Consider the following 17,561-nt stretch of genomic DNA (forward strand, 5'->3'; position numbering starts at 1 on the left):
TCCAGGTGAAAAAACAAACAATCTCAGGGTTGTTTTGGTCAAATTCAGGCCCGCACCAGAAAATACTGATACTGCCGTAGCGATTGTTGAGTTATTCAGACGTTCCTTAGTACAACCTCAGGCTTTGTGTCGGGTTTCACAGTAAGGCGCAGCCGCACAAAAATGCTGGTTGCCTTACTTTTCCACTGACGATTGCGATGGCAGGCCATCCAAGATTGATATTGCTATATCTACGGAGGCAGCGGTTTTTTTGTTTTTTTGATAGTCCATTTCGATACCGGAACAGGATCTGCGTCGAGGGCCCCCGCCAGCTGTATCTCTACCACTGCGAAAATTGGATGGGCTGATGTATCCAGTTTGTGCGGGGCTCGTAGCGACTGGGTTAAAGGCGCCGGTAGGGTAGGAAGACTGGGACGTCGCAGATTTGGCGTGTCTGTATAGTGGCGCAAAACTCTCTCTTTCGCTGGGTGTCGACGGTACAGGTGTTATCTTTGTAGTTGCACAAAGAAGGAGAGACCGCTTTGCGCCAGATTCCCCTGTTTCCACTCCGAGTGGCGCTTTTCCCCGGCGTAACCTTGCCGCTGCGTATCTTCGAGCAGCGCTACCTGCGCCTGGTGAGTGAGTCGCTGCGCAGTGAGGAGGGTTTTGGCGTAGTGCTTATTCGCGACGGCAGTGAAGTGGGGCGCGCCTCTGTGTGGCCGGTGGGGCTCCAGGTTCATATCGTCGACTGGAGCCAGGGGGCGGAGGGATTGCTGCATGTGGATGTGGCCGGTGGGCGTCGCTTTCGTATCGTTTCCACCACACTTGCCGATGACGACCTGCTGATGGCGGAGGTGGAGTGGCTGCCGGATACGGGGGTCAAGCCGGTGCCGGCAGAGTGCGATGGGCTGCTGGCGGTATTGAAGGAACTCAAATCCCACGCTTCCATGATGTCGCTGCATTTTGCCCCGGTGGATAGCGCTGATGCGCTCTCCTGGCAGTTGGCGCAGCTGCTGCCACTGGACGACGCTGTGCGGGTGGAGCTGTTGGCGACGCAGGACCCACTGGTAAGACTGGCCCATATCGCCGATAACCTGGATCGCTGGGCCAGCCAGTGACATTCCCGATGTCAGTCCATTCAGGGCTCTAGCAGGTTGTTGAAAAAGCCCTCCCTGGCTTTCCTCAACCCGGGTTTGCGGCGCATGTCCGCAAACCCTCCACGACAAATCAAGCAGTTACATGCTTGATTTGCGGCCCGAACATCCCTGTTCGGGACAGCAGGCTGCTGAAAAACACTTTTTCAACAGCCTGCTAGTGTGAACAGGCCCTAAGCTGTCCGCAAAACTCAGTGGCGCTGGGGTATACTGCGCGGCCGATCATCCGGCACCGAGGACTAAAGTGAACATCATGGGCGTTACCCCACAGGAGAGTGCCACCCGGACCCGGATTCAGTCCATGGGCCAGGCCGCGCGGAAGGCAGCGCGCTCCATGGCGCGCGCGGACACTGCGGCGAAAAACCGCGCCCTGCGCGCCATTGCTACGCAATTGGACCGGCAGCGGGCCGAGGTGATGGCGGCCAACCGGCGGGATATGGAAGCCGGTCGTGAGCAGGGCCTGGATGCGGCACTGCTGGACCGGCTGGAACTGAATGACGCGCGTATCGATGCGATGATCGACGGCCTGCACCAGGTGGCCGAATTGACGGATCCGGTGGGCGAGATCAGCGATCTCATTTACCGCCCCAGCGGTATCCAGGTGGGTAGAATGCGTGTACCCCTGGGGGTGGTGGGCATTATTTACGAGTCGCGACCCAATGTGACTGTCGACGCCGCCAGTCTGTGCCTGAAATCCGGCAATGCGGCCATTTTGCGTGGCGGCAGCGAGGCCCTGCATTCCAACGGCGCCATCGCCGCCTGCATCGCTGCAGGCCTGCAACAGGCGGGGCTGCCAGAGACGGCGGTGCAGGTGGTGGATACCACCGACCGCGAGGCGGTGGGTGCCTTGATCAGCATGCCGGAGTGTGTGGATGTGGTGGTGCCGCGGGGTGGTACCGGCCTGATCGAGCGGGTCAGCCGCGATGCCCGGGTGCCGGTAATCAAACATCTGCACGGGGTTTGCCACGTTTACCTGGACGACAAGGCGGATCCGGACAAGGCGTTCAATATCGCCCTGAACGCCAAAACGCACAGGTACGGCGTGTGCAATGCCATGGAGACATTGCTGGTGGCGGAGGGGCTTGCGGAAGAGATATTGCCACGACTGGCTGCGGCCTATGGCGACAGTGGTGTGGAGTTGCGCGGCTGCACGGCAACCCGGCGAATTCTCCCGGCCTGTTTGCCGGCGGCGGAGTCGGACTGGCGGGAGGAATACCTGGCTCCCATTCTGGCGATCCGGGTGGTGGCGGATTTGGATGCAGCGATGGAGCATATCGCCCGCTACGGTTCTGGCCACACCGAGGCGATAGTGAGTGAGGATTACAGCCGCGCGCGCCGCTTCCTGGCCGAGGTGGACTCCAGCTCGGTGCTGGTAAACGCCTCCACGCGTTTCGCGGACGGCTTTGAGTATGGCCTGGGGGCGGAAATCGGTATTAGTACCGATAAAATTCACGCCAGGGGTCCGGTGGGTCTGGAGGGGCTGACGTCGCAGAAGTGGATAGTGCTGGGCGATGGACACATCCGCCAGTAACCGCCGTCGCAGTATCGCGCTGTTCGGCGGTACCTTCGACCCGGTGCATTTCGGTCATCTGCGAATGGCGCTGGAATTGCGCCAGGCCCTGGGATTTGACCAAATGCGCCTGCTGCCCTGCCGGCAGCCCCACCACCGCCAGAGCCCGCGGGCATCTGTACAGCAGCGGCGGGACATGCTGACGCTGGCGCTTGAGAAGGGTGGTGAATTGCAACTGGACGAGCGCGAGTTACACCGTGCCGGACCCACTTTCACGGTGGATACACTGGAGGACCTGCGCGCCGAGCTGGGCACAGAGGTTTCGATCAGTTTCTGCATGGGGCTGGATTCCCTGCTGACGCTGCCCTCCTGGCACCGCCGGGAGCGGCTGCTGCAGGTGGCCCACCTGGTGGTGGTGGCCCGGCCGGGGTGGCGGTTGCCTGAAGATGGTGAGGTGGCCCGGTTGCTGCGGGAACACGCGGGTACCCGTGCGCAGATCCGCGAGGAGGCCCAGGGTCGACTGCTGGTGTGCGAGCAGACACCGCTGCCTATTTCCGCCAGCCAAATCCGCCGGCTGCTGGCGCAGCGCCAGTCCCCGCGCTTCCTGCTGCCGGCGGCGGTGCTGCAATACATTGAAGACAATCAACTCTATGGAATAACCGCCAGTGGCGGCAGCTAATGTAAAAGGTGTTATGACGAATATCACAGAGATCGCCGTTGAGGCGCTGAAGGACCTCAAGGGCAAGGAGATAGTGACTCTCGACGTATCGGAATTGAGTGATGTGATGGATACCCTGGTGATCTGCACCGGCACTTCAAACCGCCAGGTGAAGTCCCTTGCCAACAATGTGGTGGACGAGGGCAAGAAGGCCGGCGTTCGCCCTATGGGCATAGAGGGTATGGAACACGGGGATTGGGTGCTGGTTGACTATGGTGACCTGATCGTTCACGTCATGTTGGCGGATGTGCGCAGCTTCTACGACCTGGAGAAGTTGTGGTCCATGACGCCGGCGACCCGCCACGAGTCATAGTGTCAACAGGCCCTAGGGCAGAGTGAAGATTCGTATTCTGGCCGCGGGCGGCAAAATGCCTCAATGGGTCCAGGAGGGCTACGGCGACTACGTCAAGCGCCTGCCGCGGGAGATGACACCGGAACTGGTGGATATTCCGCTCGGGCAGCGCGGTCAGAAAAACTCCCCCGCACAGATAGACAAGGCGCGCCAGAAAGAGGGCAGGTCCATGCTGGCGGCCCTGTCTGCGCGGGAACATGTAGTGGCCCTGGAAGTACGCGGTAAACCCTGGAGCACCGAGCAGCTGGCGCAACAGCTGCGCGATTGGCAGATGCTAGGGGAGAATGTCAGTCTGCTGGTTGGGGGCCCCGACGGGTTGGCGCCGGACTGTGTGGCACGGGCGCAGCAGAGCTGGTCCCTGTCGCCCTTGACACTGCCCCACCCGCTGGTGCGGGTGCTGCTGGCGGAACAGCTGTACCGGGCCTGGACTCTGCTGGCCGGCCACCCCTATCACAAGTGACCGGGCCATATAGGGCTGTGGCATGAGCGGGGTCCGCCGGGTGCAACTTAATCCGCGCTAGTGGGTCCTACCCGCATGGCAGAGAAGTCGACTGAAGTTGTGAGAGTTTTGCCGCGCCAAGAGGCAAATTTGTGTACACTTTGTAACCGTTTTTTGCGCCAAGAGTACACCACCCAAGTCAATGCACCAGAAACTGCACCTCAAAGACCATCTCAACGAGCAGCGGCTGTTTCGCAATCGCATGCTGGCGGCGCTCGCCGGGGCGATGGTATTGCTCGGGGTGCTGGTGGTCCGCTTTTACAACCTGCAGGTCACCCACTACGACGACTATCGCACCCAGTCCGATGACAACCGCATTCAGGTACGGCCGGTAGCGCCCACCCGCGGGCTCATCTACGATCGCAACGGTGCTTTGCTGGCGGACAACCGCCCCAGTTACAACCTCTCTATAGTGCGTGAACGGGTGCGGGACCTGGACGCCACGCTGGAGCTGTTGGGGCAACTCATCCGTCTGGATGACGTCGATGTGGCCAAGTTCCGCAAGCGTATGCAACGCCGGCGCCCCTTTGAGCCGGTGCCACTGCGCTTTCGCCTTAGTGAAGAGGAAATAGCGCGGGTGGCGGTCAATGAATTCCGCCTGCCGGGTGTATCGGTGGAGGCTGAGCTGGTGCGCTACTACCCCGATGCGGATCTGTTCGCCCACAGCGTCGGCTATGTGGGCCGTATCAGCGAGCGCGAACTGGCGGGTTTCACCCAGGACGACGTGCGCCGTTACCGCGGTGTGCGAAGTATCGGCAAGGTGGGGCTGGAGCGCTCCTATGAAAAGCTCCTGTTGGGCCAGGTGGGCTATGAAAATGTCGAAACCAATGCCCGTGGCCGGGTGCTGAGGGTGCTGGAGCGAAGGGACCCCAGGCCGGGTTCCGAGTTGACCCTCTACCTGGATGAGCGATTGCAGCAGGTGGCCTCCGATGCCCTCGGGGACAATCGCGGCGCCGTAGTGGCGATCGACGTCAAGACCGGGGGCGTGCTGGCCTTTGTCAGCAAGCCGTCTTACGACCCGAACCTGTTTGTGACCGGTATCAGTTTCAAAGATTACCGGGCGCTCAGCGATTCTCTGGATGTCCCTCTGTTCAACCGCGCCCTGCAGGGACAGTACCCGCCGGGTTCCACTATCAAACCGCTGATGGGTCTGGGTGGGCTGGCCGCCGGGGTGATTGACGGGAACACCAAGATCGACGACCCCGGCTACTACAAACTGCCCAATGACACGCGGCTCTACCGGGACTGGAAGCGTTGGGGCCACGGCCACGAGGTGGACCTGATCCAGGCGCTGGAACAGAGTTGCGATGTCTACTTTTGGGATATGGCGCACCGCTGGGATATCGATGATATGCACAGGATCGCCACCAGTTTTGGCCTGGGCGCCAAGACCGGTATCGACCTGCCGGTTGAGCGCCCCGGGCTCTTTCCCTCGCGGGCGTGGAAACGCGGCGCCCGGGGTATGCCCTGGTTTCCCGGCGATGCCCTCAATGCGGTGCTGGGACAGGGTTTCGTGCTGGCGACACCGCTGCAGCTGGCGGTGATGACCGCGACCATTGCCAACCGCGGCACCCACTTCAAGCCCCAGGTGGTGATGGCGATCGACGGCGTCGAGCAGCCCTCAGAGGTACTGGATAACGTGGAGGCCAAGGAGGAATACTGGGACCTGATTTTCGCGGGCATGGAAGCTGTGGTGAGCAAGGGCACTGGCAAAAAGGCTGGCGCTGGCTTGGATTTTCGCGTCGCCGGCAAGTCCGGCACCGCGCAGATAGTGGGTATCGCCCAGGGTGAGCGCTACGATTCCGAGAGTCTGCAGGAGCGACACCGGGATCACGCCCTGTTCGTCGCCTTTGCCCCCGTGGACGACCCGCAAATAGCGGTGTCTGTATTGGTGGAAAATGGCGAAGGCGGCGGTGCGGTCGCGGCACCGGTAGCCCGGCAGCTGTTTTTTGAATGGCTGTCCCGCCCGTTGGAGCAGGTGGTGAAGCGCGCCGCCCCGGGAGTGACTGCCGCGGAGGAGCCCACTCATGGCTAGTCGCGACTATCTGCACCGACTGCCGGATTCCCCCATCAGCCTGCGATCTCCGGTCAGTGTTTCCCGCCGCTGGCATATCGATGTGCCGCTATTGGTGCTGCTGCTTACCTTGTGCGGTGTCGGTCTGACGGTGTTGTACAGCGCGGCAGGTGGCGAGTGGTATTACGTGCGCCGCCAGTCGATTTTTATGGGGTTGGCGTTTGTCGCCATGCTCGTTGCCGCCCAGGTACCTTTGGACATGTACCGCCGCTGGTCTCCCTGGCTGTACCTGCTGGGCTGCGCCCTGCTGGTGGCGGTGCTGTATTTTGGCGTCGGCGCCAAAGGGGCCCAGCGCTGGCTGGAGCTGGGCGGCTTTCGCTTTCAGCCCGCCGAAGTGATGAAGCTGGCGGTGCCCATGTGCGTCGCAGCTCTGCTGCATGGGCGCCATTTACCGCCCTCGCTGACTACGGTTGCCGGGGCGCTGGCCATAGCCCTGGTTCCCGCCGCACTGATAGTGCGGCAGCCGGACCTGGGAACCGCCATCCTGATTGCCGTTTCCGGGTTGTTCGCGCTCTACCTCTCGGGGCTCAGCTGGAAGCTGATCGGCGGCGCGCTAATGGCTGTGTCGCTGGCCGCCTGGCCCATCTGGCACTGGGGGCTGCACGACTACCAGCGCCAGAGGATTCTGACGCTGTTCAACCCTGATGCGGACCGGCTTGGTGCCGGATGGAACATATTTCAGTCCAAGGCGGCGATCGGCTCCGGGGGGCTGGTGGGCAAGGGATATATGCAGGGAACCCAGTCGCAACTGGACTTTTTACCCGAGAGCCATACGGATTTCATAATTGCGGTTTTGTCCGAGGAATGGGGTTTGCGCGGTGTTTCGCTGCTATTGCTGCTGTACGTATTGATAATCGCACGGGGCATCTATATTAGTTTTATGGCTCAGCACATGTTCGGACGGCTTTTGGCGGGGAGTATTACCCTCACTTTCTTTGTCTATGTATTTGTCAATATTGGCATGGTCAGCGGTCTGCTGCCGGTGGTGGGGGTGCCCCTGCCCCTGGTGAGCTACGGCGGCACCGCCCTGATCACCCTGATGGCGGGTTTTGGCATTTTGATGGCGATAGGTACGGAGCGGCGCCGGGTGACGCCCTGACGCAGTACCCGGCAGGTAAAACAAAGGTCTAGGGAAGCAAGATGGGAACTGGAGCGACTGTTTTGAGGTGGACCACAGGACTATTGGTGGGACTGGGGCTGGTTCTCTCCGCCTGGGCTAGGGAATCCGATCACGCCGAAAACCCGGATGCGCTTGCGTTTGTGGATTATATGGTCGCCACCCACGACTTCGACCGCGATCAGCTCATAATGCTGATGGGTGCGGCCAAGCGCAAAGACTCGATACTCAAGGCCATCCAGCGTCCGGCGGAGAAGGCCAAACCCTGGTACGAGTATCGCAAGCTTTTCCTGACACCGCGAAGTGTCAACGGCGGTGTGGAATTTTGGGACAAAAATGCCGGGGCCCTTGCCAGAGCAGAGGAAGAGTATGGTGTACCGGCAGAGATAATCGTCGCCATCATCGGTATCGAGACCCGCTATGGCGGCAATATGGGCAGGTACCGGGTATTGGACGCCCTGGCTACACTGGCTTTCAACTATCCGCGTCGCTCCGCTTTCTTTACCAAGGAGCTGGAAAACTATCTGCTACTCACCCGCGACCAGGGTATAGACCCCCTGGAGCTGAAAGGCTCCTATGCCGGCGCCATGGGCTTTGGGCAGTTTATACCCTCCAGCTACCGCACCTACGCGGTGGATTTTAGCAACGACGGCAAAGTGGATATCTGGAATGATACCACTGACGCCATTGGCAGCGTGGCCAATTACCTGGCCGAGAACGGCTGGAAGCCCTCAGAGCCGGTCACTGTTATGGCGAGTCCGCGCCCCAATGCCGATATGACTATCGTCAATGAGTCGCTGGAACCCAAATGGACTGTGGCCCAACTGGCGGAGAAGGGTTTTCCCACCACAGCGACGGTGGACCCTGAACAGCCCGCGAACGTTTTCTCCCTGCAAACCGAAAGGGGCAAACAGTACTGGATAGGGTTGCAAAACCTCTATGTGATCACACGCTACAACCGCAGCCGGCTCTATGCCATGGCTGTTTACGACCTGGCCCAGGAGATTGTCAAGGCCCGCGGTGGCCGCTCCTAGCAACGGCACAGGGTCAATGGAATTTAGGGTCAGGAGCAATCCCCGGCCTCACTTCAACCACTAACAACGTCAACCGACAACAACGAAAACCGCAACACACAGCGTTGCGGCGCGATCGGGGGAATTCATGTTTCAAAGCAAAAAGTGGCTGTTGCCGATTCTGGCCGGCATGATATTGACCGCCTGTGGCGGACAACCCCGCAAGCCAGCGACACCTGCTGACGGGGTCAAGGACAGCGGTCCCCCGACGCCCGTGGATATGCGATCCGTATCGGACCCGGTACCGGTTCGGGAGCCCATCGGCAAGGCCGGCAACAAGTCTCCCTATGTCGTCAACGGCGTGCGCTACAGGGTGCGAGGTGACGTCAAAGGCTACAGTGAGAAGGGGCAGGCATCCTGGTATGGCACTAAGTTTCACGGCCGGCGCACCGCCAACGGCGAGGTCTACAATATGTACGCCATGTCCGCTGCCCACAAGACTTTACCTCTGCCCAGCTACGCCAGGGTGACCAACCTGGACAATGGGCGCAGTGTGGTCGTCAGAGTCAACGACCGGGGCCCATTCGTGCCCGGGCGCATTATTGATTTGAGTTACACCGCCGCACAGAAGCTGGGGTATATAGACAAGGGTGTCGCCCGGGTAGAGGTGGTAGCGCTGGACCCCGAAACTCTACCGGTGGCAGCTGGGGCCCCGATCGTGGAAAATAACGTCGCTGCAGGTGACAAATTGGCTGAAGACGCCAGTTTCAAGCTGCCCGCCAACACCTTTCTGCAGGTGGGTGCATACGGCAGCCCGGACAAGGCGGACAAAGTGCGCAGCCAGGTGTCAGCAGTGGTTGACTATCCTGTATCCATCAGTCGGGTTATTGTTGGCGGGAAAACGCTTTTTCGCGTTCGCATCGGACCTATCGCCCAGCAACAGGTATTGGCTGCGGTGCGGGAGTCGGTACGACAGCACAGTCTCGGTCTGCCCCAGGTAGTCTACGACTGACAAATTTGGGTGCGGACCCCAGACCACAATGAGCGACATCCCGGGCGCTGCTCTGGGGAAATCTAACCAGCGAGGAATATAGAGGCACTTTCCAATGATCAAACGCTTAAGCGCATTTTTCTTTTTGTTGTTCAGTGTGAGCGGTATCGCCCAGGCTGAAAAACCACTGATCCCTGCGCCGCCAGAACTCGCTGCAACCGCCTACCTGCTGATCGACGCCCACACCGGGCAGGTGCTGGTGGAACACGATGCTGACAAACCGATTCCACCCGCCAGTCTCACCAAGATGATGACCTCCTACATTGTCTCGGACGAAATAGAAAACGGCAGCATAAAGGAAGATGACCTGGTGCCTATTTCGGAAAAGGCCTGGCGCAAGGGCGGCTCAAAAATGTTCGTCAAAGTGGGCGACAAGGTGCCGGTTATCGATCTGCTGCGCGGGGTTATTATCCAATCCGGCAACGATGCCAGCATCGCCCTGGCCGAGTTTGTATCCGGAAACGAGGAAGTATTTGCCCAGGTGATGAATCAGCAGGCCGAACGATTGGGTATGCATGACACTCATTTCGTCAACGCCACCGGCTGGCCGGCGGAGGGTCATTTGACCACAGTGCGCGATTTGGGCACTTTGGCCAGGGCGCTGATCAACGACCATCCCGATCACTACAAACTTTACTCCGAAAAATATTTTAGCTGGGCGGGCATCAATCAGCCCAATCGCAACCGCCTGCTGTGGCGGGATTCCTCGGTTGACGGCATTAAAACCGGACACACCGAAGAGGCCGGCTACTGCCTGGTCGCGTCGGCCCAGAAACGGGGAATGCGCCTGGTCTCCGTGCTGGTCGGTGCTACCAGCGACGAAAAGCGCGTTTCTGAAACCCAGGCGCTGCTGTCCTACGGCTTCCGTTACTACCAGACACACAAAGTCTACGGCCGCGACGATGTGCTGCAAAACGAACGCGTTTGGGGCGGTAAAGTGCCGCAGGTAGGCATAGTGCCCAGTGAGGACGTATACGTCACCATTCCCCGTGGCGGAGAGGACACCATTAAAGCCGACCTGATTATCGACGGAGAACTGGAAGCTCCCCTGAAGCGTGGCGACCCGGTTGGGAAAGTGGTAGTGACCCTGGATGGCAAGAAAGTGGCCGATGTCCAGGCGGTGGTTGCCGAGGACGTGGAGAGAGCCGGCTTCTTCAAGCGAATCTGGGATGCTTTCAAACGCTTCTTTATCGGCCTGTTCAGCTAGTGTCAACAGGCCCTGGCAGGCTGTTGAAATTCGAAGAATTTCGACGCCTGGTACCGGAATATGGATGTTCCGGCAAAATCGGCGACGCCTAACTCGTTGATTTTGGAAGAAAAGTGAAAATCACATTTTTCACTTTTCGTGTGTTGGGACAGGCAGGATGCCTTTTTCAACAACCTGCTAGTAGGCCCCAGCCACCTGTCAGTCTGGAATTGATTCGGCCCCGGAGGCCGGGCTGACCCCGCGACAGTATGGCGTTGGGAATGCCGCCAGCAGGCCGTGGAGGAAGGCTTGATTGACCAGCGGTCGTTGCTTCCTCAGCCACCTCCGGGCAAGACCCACCGGTGGATTGTCATCCAACCCTCAGTCACACAAGTGACGTCTGGGGCCGTCACGGATATCTACCGGCTGGCGGCCTGAGGGTGTTCCACCGGGCGGCAGCCGACACCCTTACATTTGCCACTACCCCGGCGGTATAATCGCCGCCCAACTGCCCTGATGGTTATGATTTGAGCGGATTGAGCGGTACCGCGAGAGAGACTTATGAGCCAAGACCCGGAACAGCAGTTACCAAAGATCGAATTCCCCTGCGAAGACTATATGGTCAAGGTTGTGCGCGATGCCGACGATCAGGCACATCAATTTGTGCTGGAAGTCATGCGACGCCACGCCCCGGGCTTCGACGAGGAACGCATGGTGCTGCGGGACAGCCGCAACGGCCGCTTCACCTCTATGACATTCCGTATCCTGGCTACCGGAGAGCCGCAGTTGCAGGCGTTGTTTGACGAACTCAAAGCGCATCCATCTGTGCATATGGTGCTTTGATGGCGGTTGCAGAAACACCGGTGTACAACCTCGGCCGTCGCGACTACGAATCCGTGTGGCGGGCCATGGCCCACTACACCGATACCCGCACCCAGGATAGTGCCGATCAAATCTGGTGCGTAGAGCACCAGCCGGTGTTCACTCAGGGGCAGGCGGGCAGGGCGGAGCACCTTTTGAATACCGGTGACATTCCGGTGGTTCAGGTGGACCGGGGCGGCCAGGTGACCTATCACGGCCCAGGCCAGCTGGTGGTATATCCACTGTTGGATCTGCGCCGGGCGAATATCGGCGTGCGGGATTTGGTGACGGCGCTGGAAGGCGCCACCGTAGCCATGCTGGGAGCATTCGGCATTGTCGCAGCACCCCGTACCGATGCGCCGGGCGTCTATCTGAGCGAAGGGCCCCGCAGCGGCAACAAAATCGCCTCCATTGGCCTGCGGGTGCGCCGCGGCTGCAGCTTTCACGGCATCGCTATCAATATCGATATGGATCTGACCCCATTCCTGCGTATCAATCCCTGCGGTTACGCGGGTTTGCAGATGGTGCAGATGGCTGAACTGATACAGCCTCCCCCCACCTGGGAGCAGGTGGCACAAAGTTTCGTGTGCGAATTGCTGCGCACCATCAAGCTGCCCGCCGCCGGCTGGCAGCCGCTGGAAGATCATGTATTGGCGCAACTGAGCGCCGACAGCAGGAATTAGGCTATGGCAGATAAACCCGATCTTGTGCCGGTGAAGCGCACCCGCCGTTTGCAGCAGGGGGAAAAGCTGCGCGATGCTGACAAGGTTGAACGTATTCCGGTCAAGGTGATCGCCAGTGACCAGTTACTGCGCAAGCCGGACTGGATTCGGGTAAAGATGCCGGTGTCCAAAGAAGTGGACCGCATCAAGAGTATTCTGCGTTCGCAAAAGCTTGCCACTGTCTGCGAAGAGGCCAGCTGCCCCAACCTCGGGGAGTGCTTTAGTGGCGGTACCGCCACCTTTATGATCATGGGGGAAATCTGCACCCGCCGTTGCCCTTTTTGTGATGTGGGACATGGCAAGCCAAACCCCCTGGATCCCGAGGAGCCGGAAAACCTGGCCCAGGCAATCGCCGCCATGGGCCTGCGTTATGTGGTGATCACCTCCGTGGATCGTGATGACCTGCGCGACGGTGGCGCCCGACACTTCGCGGACTGCATTGAACGCTCCCGCCAACTGTCACCGAACCTGCAGGTGGAGATTCTCACTCCGGATTTTCGCGGGCGTATGGAAGTTGCGCTGGAGATTCTTGAAAAGGAAGCACCGGATGTGTTCAACCACAACCTGGAAACGGTACCGCGTCTCTACCGGGAGTCCCGGCCCGGTGCCAATTACAAATGGTCACTGAAACTGTTGCAGGAATATAAAAAGCGTCGCCCGGATGTGCTTACCAAGTCCGGTCTGATGGTGGGGTTGGGCGAGGAAAAAGAAGAAATTTTCCAGGTGCTGGAAGACATGCGCGCACACAATATCGATATGCTTACCATTGGCCAATATCTGCAACCGAGCAAAGAGCACCTGCCGGTACAGCGCTATGTGCATCCGGACGAATTTGAAGAGTATCGTCGTTATGCTGAGCAAATCGGTTTTAAACACGCCGCCTGTGGGCCGTTGGTGCGCTCTTCCTACCACGCCGATAAGCAGGCCCAAGGCGAAAAAATTGTGAATTACAGCTCCAAATAAATATTTTGCAACCATAGGTGAGTCATTCATATCGACGGATTGCCTAAAAGGTTCTGGGGTGAAAATTGACAGGCCAGGGACCCGGCGGCACCCTGGCGATCGTCACTATAATTAACCTGGCAATCTAACAGATGGCCCCTCATTGATTGCATTGCCGCCCTTGTGCCTATTCCCCGTATTTCCATTCCTTCACCACGTTAATCCCGCCACCAGATACCGATCAGTGTCCCGAAATGATTCAGGTGGGAGAGACGACCCTCAATGAGACATTTATCTCGAGTCTGGACTTGCTGTTATAGCTCTCAATATGGGCATTGATGTCGGTCTGAACTCCTTTGGAGCTAAAAGTTTTAATTCCCGTAAAACACCTGCCTATACTCCTCTTTTCCATAGGGGTGGGTATCAATAACCCCCCTTAAGATGAAAATAAATGAGAGAATCAGTTTTGACCGCTACGGTTATGTAGAAAATTCCAATTATGCCATAGTAGTCAAAATGAGCATTTTTCACAGGTTCCTTAAACCTGAAGAGAGATAATTAAATTATTGGGCAAAGTTTTTTCGCTGGAATGGCGTGGAATTGTTTAATAAATTGTGACTGAGGCAATGGTTGCACCGCCATAAACCGTGGGTACAATATAGAGGCCGGATGGGGCACAGATGTGGCAACATCATCTAATAGGGATTTACCATCATAAGGAGAAAGTCAGTGATCCAAATTTTTGCATTTATAACCACCCCAATAACTTCATCATTCGGCTAGGGAGAAGCTGAATCACCAGCTCTAGATGAAAATCTATGGCGCATAATAGTATCAGGTCAAGCTGGCTGCTTTTTTAGCCATTTTTAATGGGTAGGACTGTCTTAGCTTCGATTAGGAACGATAAGCTCGCTATTTTCTGGTTTAAGAAAAAGCAAATAGATGTGGCTGGCTAATATGGTGTCAGTATCAAGTAATATTGCTCTTTCGATAGCATATATGCTTGAGGCATCCTGTGGTATCCAATAATTAATTGTACTGGTATTAATTGCTGGCAGTTATCACTATCAAAACAAGTCTAGCAGGTGCCGGTTTGTTTGCCCGAGCCGCTGCAGTTGACATTGTGTCAGTTAAATTATAATGGAGGAGCCATATGAAGACTATAATATTTATAAAAACCTTGCTATTGGCATTTACAATGGTGAGCAATTCTTATGCCGAAGAGGAGTATGATCTGTTTGTTCAGCAGGATGCTAAGCAGCTGGAAGAGACCGAAACCAAGAGGCAGGCGTCTGAAGGAAAGGATAAGGAAGTTATTAATTTAGGAAGATACAACAAGGATCTAAGGGCGGTGTCCAGAGGATCCAGGCTTTTTTTTAAAATAAAAAATAAGGAAATTATTTTCCGGGTAGACAATACCAGAAGGAAAAATGAAACAAGATTTTCATTCTCTGCATCCAGTGACAATAATGATACCCTTTATATTGCGGAGAATGACGGTCGAGTAGTAGGCTCGCTCCACCATTCGGGAAAGTTGTTTAAGTTGCGGCCAAATGGAAAAGGCGAGACTTTATTGATAGAAGTTCCAAAAGAAGTCTTGATTGATCATGATGAATCCTATTATGAAGATTCCAGCAATACTCTTTTAAAGCAACCTAGTCCTGTCAGTGTATTTTCCGCCGGATCCGCGTTTGCTGATTCAGGCGCGGAATTTACCGTTATTGTGGCCTATACGGCACAGTTTGCGACGGCTGCGGGGGATGTTGATGCCTATATGGATTTGCTTGAACTGGAAACAAATACCACCTATACCAATAGCGAGGTCCAAACCAGTGTCAACATCATTCATGCCTATCAAACTAGCTATAGTGACTCGGGTAGTTTTTATACGGATAGAAGCTATTTTTCAAATGCCGGTAATCCGGAAACACAGGAATTGTATGATTTAAGGGATCTATACCAGGCCGATATAATGATGGTGCTCACTGGTAATGGCTACAGTTTCTGTGGTATCGCGCGGACCATAGGTGCTACCGAATCGGAAGCATTGGCTTTGGGTAGTGAAACTTGCTCAACTGGATATTACACTTTTGGTCATGAAATTGGACACTTGTTTGGTGCCAGGCATATTATCGCTAATGATTCCAGTACAACGCCTTTTCCCTATGGCCACGGGTATTGCAACGTTACGCCAAATACTTGGCGTACTGTGATGGCGTATGGTTGCCCATCCGGTACTGGGGGGCCGCGTATACAGCAGTGGTCTAATCCCAATGTATTTATTAACAATGAGCCTACGGGGACTATTGATCTTGAATTTAATGCCATGGTGATGAATGTACGTGCGGATGAAGTGGCTAATTTCAGAAGTTCAACGGATCGTTTTGATATAAATGGAGATGGTTGCATCGATCAAGGTGACCTGATTGAAATGTTGCCGTATTTGGATACTCCAGTGCCACCTGCACCAGTGTCAATGGATGTCAATTACGATTCCATGGTGGATATCGATGATTACAATCTGGTGATTGCAAGCTCCGGTCTGGGATGTCAATAGTCAGGTCAGCGAGAAGGAATGCGGTTCACGAAGTAATTAATCCAACTTAAAACAGGAATTTAAACCGATTCGATATAAATTTTCCCGATAGGTTTTCAATACAATATAAGGAGATAATAATGAAACGCTTAAAATTCATTTCTACAATCGCGGTGGGACTGTTGTTCAGTTTCATCGGTACTTTTTCTCTGGCACAAACCTTTCACGCCACCGTCTTGATTGATCGCAGCGGCTCCATGACAGCGCAGACCATGCGCAACGGTGTGGTGAGTAGCCGCTGTGCTGACGCCCTGCTGGAAGCCGATCAAAAAGTGCAAAATATTTTTCTGCCGGGTACCCAGGTTAGTGTTTGGACCTACCAAAACAGTACCTACAGTAATGTGACTGGCGGCTTTGTTTCCAAAGCTGCGGCGTTATCGGCCATAAACAGTTTGGGTGGCCAAAGCTGTACCGGGACCACACCGATGGCGGACACTGTCTGCGATGCCATTGATACATTGAAGTTAGCAGCTCCAGCTACCTACCGGACGCTTTGGGTGCTGACAGATGGCGTGGAGAACTCCAGTTCCGGCAGCTGCTCGGGAGGCTCTGACGCCGACGGTATAGAGCCCTGGGACGCCACCAGCTGGCAGGGGAAGATCTGGCAGCAATTATTCCCCAGTGATACACCGCCCTACCAGGCGGCTGGCGCAGGCGCACCGGAAGTGCCTATCTATTTCGGTGTTTTTGGTGATTACATCGGTGGTCGTGTGGCCAGTCGTTCTATGGACCTGGCCGGCGACGCGCCAGCTGTCTCCTCCCACACTCAATTGGTGGCGGCCAGTAGCGGCTCCGGCTTTTTCGACATGGTGGCAGCCACCTCAGGTGGCTATGTGACGGAGATCGACGACCAATCCAGTCTCCCTACCTCTTCCCGCTTTGATGTGGATGGTACCGGTTGTGTCGACCAAAATGACCTGATAAAAATGTTGCCCTACCTGGACAGCACTGTACCGCCTGCCCCGGCGTCATTGGATGTGAATGGAGATTTGGTGGTGGATATAGACGACTATAATCTGGTGGTTGCAAACACAGGATTGGGCTGTGGTGGCATAAGCAAATAGCACAAATCCCATAGTTGTATTCGGGAATCAAACAGTGTGATAGTCGGTTTGATTCCCGATCTATTCTCTATTCTGTTGTATGCTAGATTGACTGATTTAGTAATCGGCAATATAAAGTTGGTGTAAAATATTGGACTCGAGAAGAGTTAAGTAGAAATTGGATTGTAGAGCCATAGGGTCTTAAAACAGTTGCCATAAGGATTTCCTATATAATGCGGGCTTTATTTTCTGGTAGTGTGAGGGTCTATATACTTCGTCGAATATGAAGTTATTGCGAAGCTAGATTAATATCCCTATATTGAATGCCTGATCCGGATGTGACGTTAAAATTATGATATTCAGTAAGGTAGAGTTTACTCTCTGTCATTTGGACAATTAAGTCTAAATAGTATTTTCCATTGATCCACTTCTAATTAGTAAGTGTTTTAATTTTGTGGGAAATATTAAGTAGGTTGCAAGGGGATGTTATATGCGATATATGCTTTTTTTCTTTATCATTTTTCCTATTTCCGTTTTTGCGGAAAATCACGTTTATGTGGCTAATCCACCAAAGAATTCGATGATTATTCAGGTGAAATACCCTAAATCTTTTTTTGAAATTCTCCCAAGGGTTAAGGAACGTCTGAATAACTCAACAATCGCTACGGCAGTATCAGTATTTTCTGGTGCGGGCCTGAATTTGACCAAAACAACCCTGAGATTGTTTGTTTTTTCACCTGGAAT

The 17,561-nt window shown here is 55.7% G+C and carries 16 protein-coding genes; all 16 read left to right on the top strand.

Annotation, left to right across the window (positions count from 1 at the left end):
* Positions 1 to 497 precede the first annotated feature (497 nt).
* Entirely contained in the window at positions 498 to 1,097 is a 600-nt protein-coding gene (locus tag ABVT36_RS17285) for an LON peptidase substrate-binding domain-containing protein (protein WP_368457668.1), read from the top strand.
* Positions 1,098 to 1,386: 289 nt separating this feature from the next.
* The gene (locus ABVT36_RS17290) at positions 1,387 to 2,664 is read left to right on the top strand and encodes a glutamate-5-semialdehyde dehydrogenase (RefSeq protein ID WP_368457669.1); all 1,278 of its coding nucleotides are present in this window, start codon (positions 1,387 to 1,389) and stop codon (positions 2,662 to 2,664) included.
* Positions 2,645 to 3,322 (top strand): nicotinate-nucleotide adenylyltransferase, encoded by a 678-nt coding sequence (nadD, locus tag ABVT36_RS17295; protein WP_368457670.1) that lies wholly within the window; start codon positions 2,645 to 2,647, stop codon positions 3,320 to 3,322. The genes ABVT36_RS17290 and nadD overlap by 20 nt, the downstream gene beginning before the upstream one ends.
* A gap of 13 nt (positions 3,323 to 3,335) precedes the next feature.
* Positions 3,336 to 3,674 carry a ribosome silencing factor gene (rsfS, locus tag ABVT36_RS17300; RefSeq protein WP_368457671.1) on the top strand — a complete coding sequence of 113 codons (339 nt, stop codon included), beginning with the start codon at positions 3,336 to 3,338 and terminating at the stop codon, positions 3,672 to 3,674.
* Positions 3,675 to 3,696: 22 nt separating this feature from the next.
* Entirely contained in the window at positions 3,697 to 4,173 is a 477-nt protein-coding gene (rlmH, locus tag ABVT36_RS17305; protein WP_368457672.1) for a 23S rRNA (pseudouridine(1915)-N(3))-methyltransferase RlmH, read from the top strand.
* A 181-nt stretch (positions 4,174 to 4,354) separates the two neighbouring features.
* Entirely contained in the window at positions 4,355 to 6,247 is a 1,893-nt protein-coding gene (gene mrdA, locus ABVT36_RS17310) for a penicillin-binding protein 2 (RefSeq protein WP_367150641.1), read from the top strand.
* Complete coding sequence (gene rodA, locus ABVT36_RS17315; protein ID WP_367150640.1) at positions 6,240 to 7,385, top strand: rod shape-determining protein RodA; 1,146 nt, start codon at positions 6,240 to 6,242, stop codon at positions 7,383 to 7,385. The genes mrdA and rodA overlap by 8 nt, the downstream gene beginning before the upstream one ends.
* Before the next feature lie 62 nt (positions 7,386 to 7,447).
* The gene (gene mltB, locus ABVT36_RS17320; RefSeq protein ID WP_368457673.1) at positions 7,448 to 8,437 is read left to right on the top strand and encodes a lytic murein transglycosylase B; all 990 of its coding nucleotides are present in this window, start codon (positions 7,448 to 7,450) and stop codon (positions 8,435 to 8,437) included.
* A gap of 127 nt (positions 8,438 to 8,564) precedes the next feature.
* The gene (locus tag ABVT36_RS17325; RefSeq protein ID WP_368457674.1) at positions 8,565 to 9,428 is read left to right on the top strand and encodes a septal ring lytic transglycosylase RlpA family protein; all 864 of its coding nucleotides are present in this window, start codon (positions 8,565 to 8,567) and stop codon (positions 9,426 to 9,428) included.
* A gap of 94 nt (positions 9,429 to 9,522) precedes the next feature.
* Positions 9,523 to 10,674, top strand: a complete 1,152-nt coding sequence (locus ABVT36_RS17330) for a D-alanyl-D-alanine carboxypeptidase family protein (protein WP_368457675.1) — start codon at positions 9,523 to 9,525, stop codon at positions 10,672 to 10,674.
* A 540-nt stretch (positions 10,675 to 11,214) separates the two neighbouring features.
* Positions 11,215 to 11,496: a YbeD family protein gene (locus ABVT36_RS17335; RefSeq protein ID WP_368457676.1), complete on the top strand. Its 282-nt coding sequence runs from the start codon at positions 11,215 to 11,217 to the stop codon at positions 11,494 to 11,496.
* The gene (lipB, locus tag ABVT36_RS17340) at positions 11,496 to 12,197 is read left to right on the top strand and encodes a lipoyl(octanoyl) transferase LipB (RefSeq protein ID WP_368457677.1); all 702 of its coding nucleotides are present in this window, start codon (positions 11,496 to 11,498) and stop codon (positions 12,195 to 12,197) included. Before ABVT36_RS17335 ends, lipB begins: the two co-directional genes overlap by 1 nt.
* A gap of 3 nt (positions 12,198 to 12,200) precedes the next feature.
* Complete coding sequence (gene lipA / locus ABVT36_RS17345; protein ID WP_368457678.1) at positions 12,201 to 13,199, top strand: lipoyl synthase; 999 nt, start codon at positions 12,201 to 12,203, stop codon at positions 13,197 to 13,199.
* Between the two features lie 1,132 nt (positions 13,200 to 14,331).
* Positions 14,332 to 15,735: a M12 family metallo-peptidase gene (locus ABVT36_RS17350; protein ID WP_368457679.1), complete on the top strand. Its 1,404-nt coding sequence runs from the start codon at positions 14,332 to 14,334 to the stop codon at positions 15,733 to 15,735.
* Positions 15,736 to 15,854: 119 nt separating this feature from the next.
* Positions 15,855 to 16,838, top strand: a complete 984-nt coding sequence (locus tag ABVT36_RS17355) for a hypothetical protein (protein WP_368457680.1) — start codon at positions 15,855 to 15,857, stop codon at positions 16,836 to 16,838.
* Positions 16,839 to 17,307: 469 nt separating this feature from the next.
* The coding region (locus tag ABVT36_RS17360; protein ID WP_368457681.1) for a hypothetical protein at positions 17,308 to 17,561 on the top strand (254 nt) is incomplete at its 3' end.

The organism is Microbulbifer sp. TYP-18, from assembly GCF_040932045.1.
Taxonomy (GTDB): Bacteria; Pseudomonadota; Gammaproteobacteria; order Pseudomonadales; family Cellvibrionaceae; genus Microbulbifer.

What these genes read in the sequence shown, in the direction of transcription:
- ABVT36_RS17350 (WP_368457679.1), top strand. Translation starts at nt 14,332, where the DNA reads ATGAAGACTATAATATTTATAAAAACCTTGCTATTGGCATTTACAATG.
- ABVT36_RS17335 (WP_368457676.1), top strand. Translation starts at nt 11,215, where the DNA reads ATGAGCCAAGACCCGGAACAGCAGTTACCAAAGATCGAATTCCCCTGC.
- lipA (WP_368457678.1), top strand. Translation starts at nt 12,201, where the DNA reads ATGGCAGATAAACCCGATCTTGTGCCGGTGAAGCGCACCCGCCGTTTG.
- lipB (WP_368457677.1), top strand. Translation starts at nt 11,496, where the DNA reads ATGGCGGTTGCAGAAACACCGGTGTACAACCTCGGCCGTCGCGACTAC.
- mrdA (WP_367150641.1), top strand. Translation starts at nt 4,355, where the DNA reads ATGCACCAGAAACTGCACCTCAAAGACCATCTCAACGAGCAGCGGCTG.
- nadD (WP_368457670.1), top strand. Translation starts at nt 2,645, where the DNA reads ATGGACACATCCGCCAGTAACCGCCGTCGCAGTATCGCGCTGTTCGGC.
- rsfS (WP_368457671.1), top strand. Translation starts at nt 3,336, where the DNA reads ATGACGAATATCACAGAGATCGCCGTTGAGGCGCTGAAGGACCTCAAG.
- ABVT36_RS17290 (WP_368457669.1), top strand. Translation starts at nt 1,387, where the DNA reads ATGGGCGTTACCCCACAGGAGAGTGCCACCCGGACCCGGATTCAGTCC.
- ABVT36_RS17325 (WP_368457674.1), top strand. Translation starts at nt 8,565, where the DNA reads ATGTTTCAAAGCAAAAAGTGGCTGTTGCCGATTCTGGCCGGCATGATA.
- ABVT36_RS17330 (WP_368457675.1), top strand. Translation starts at nt 9,523, where the DNA reads ATGATCAAACGCTTAAGCGCATTTTTCTTTTTGTTGTTCAGTGTGAGC.
- ABVT36_RS17355 (WP_368457680.1), top strand. Translation starts at nt 15,855, where the DNA reads ATGAAACGCTTAAAATTCATTTCTACAATCGCGGTGGGACTGTTGTTC.
- rodA (WP_367150640.1), top strand. Translation starts at nt 6,240, where the DNA reads ATGGCTAGTCGCGACTATCTGCACCGACTGCCGGATTCCCCCATCAGC.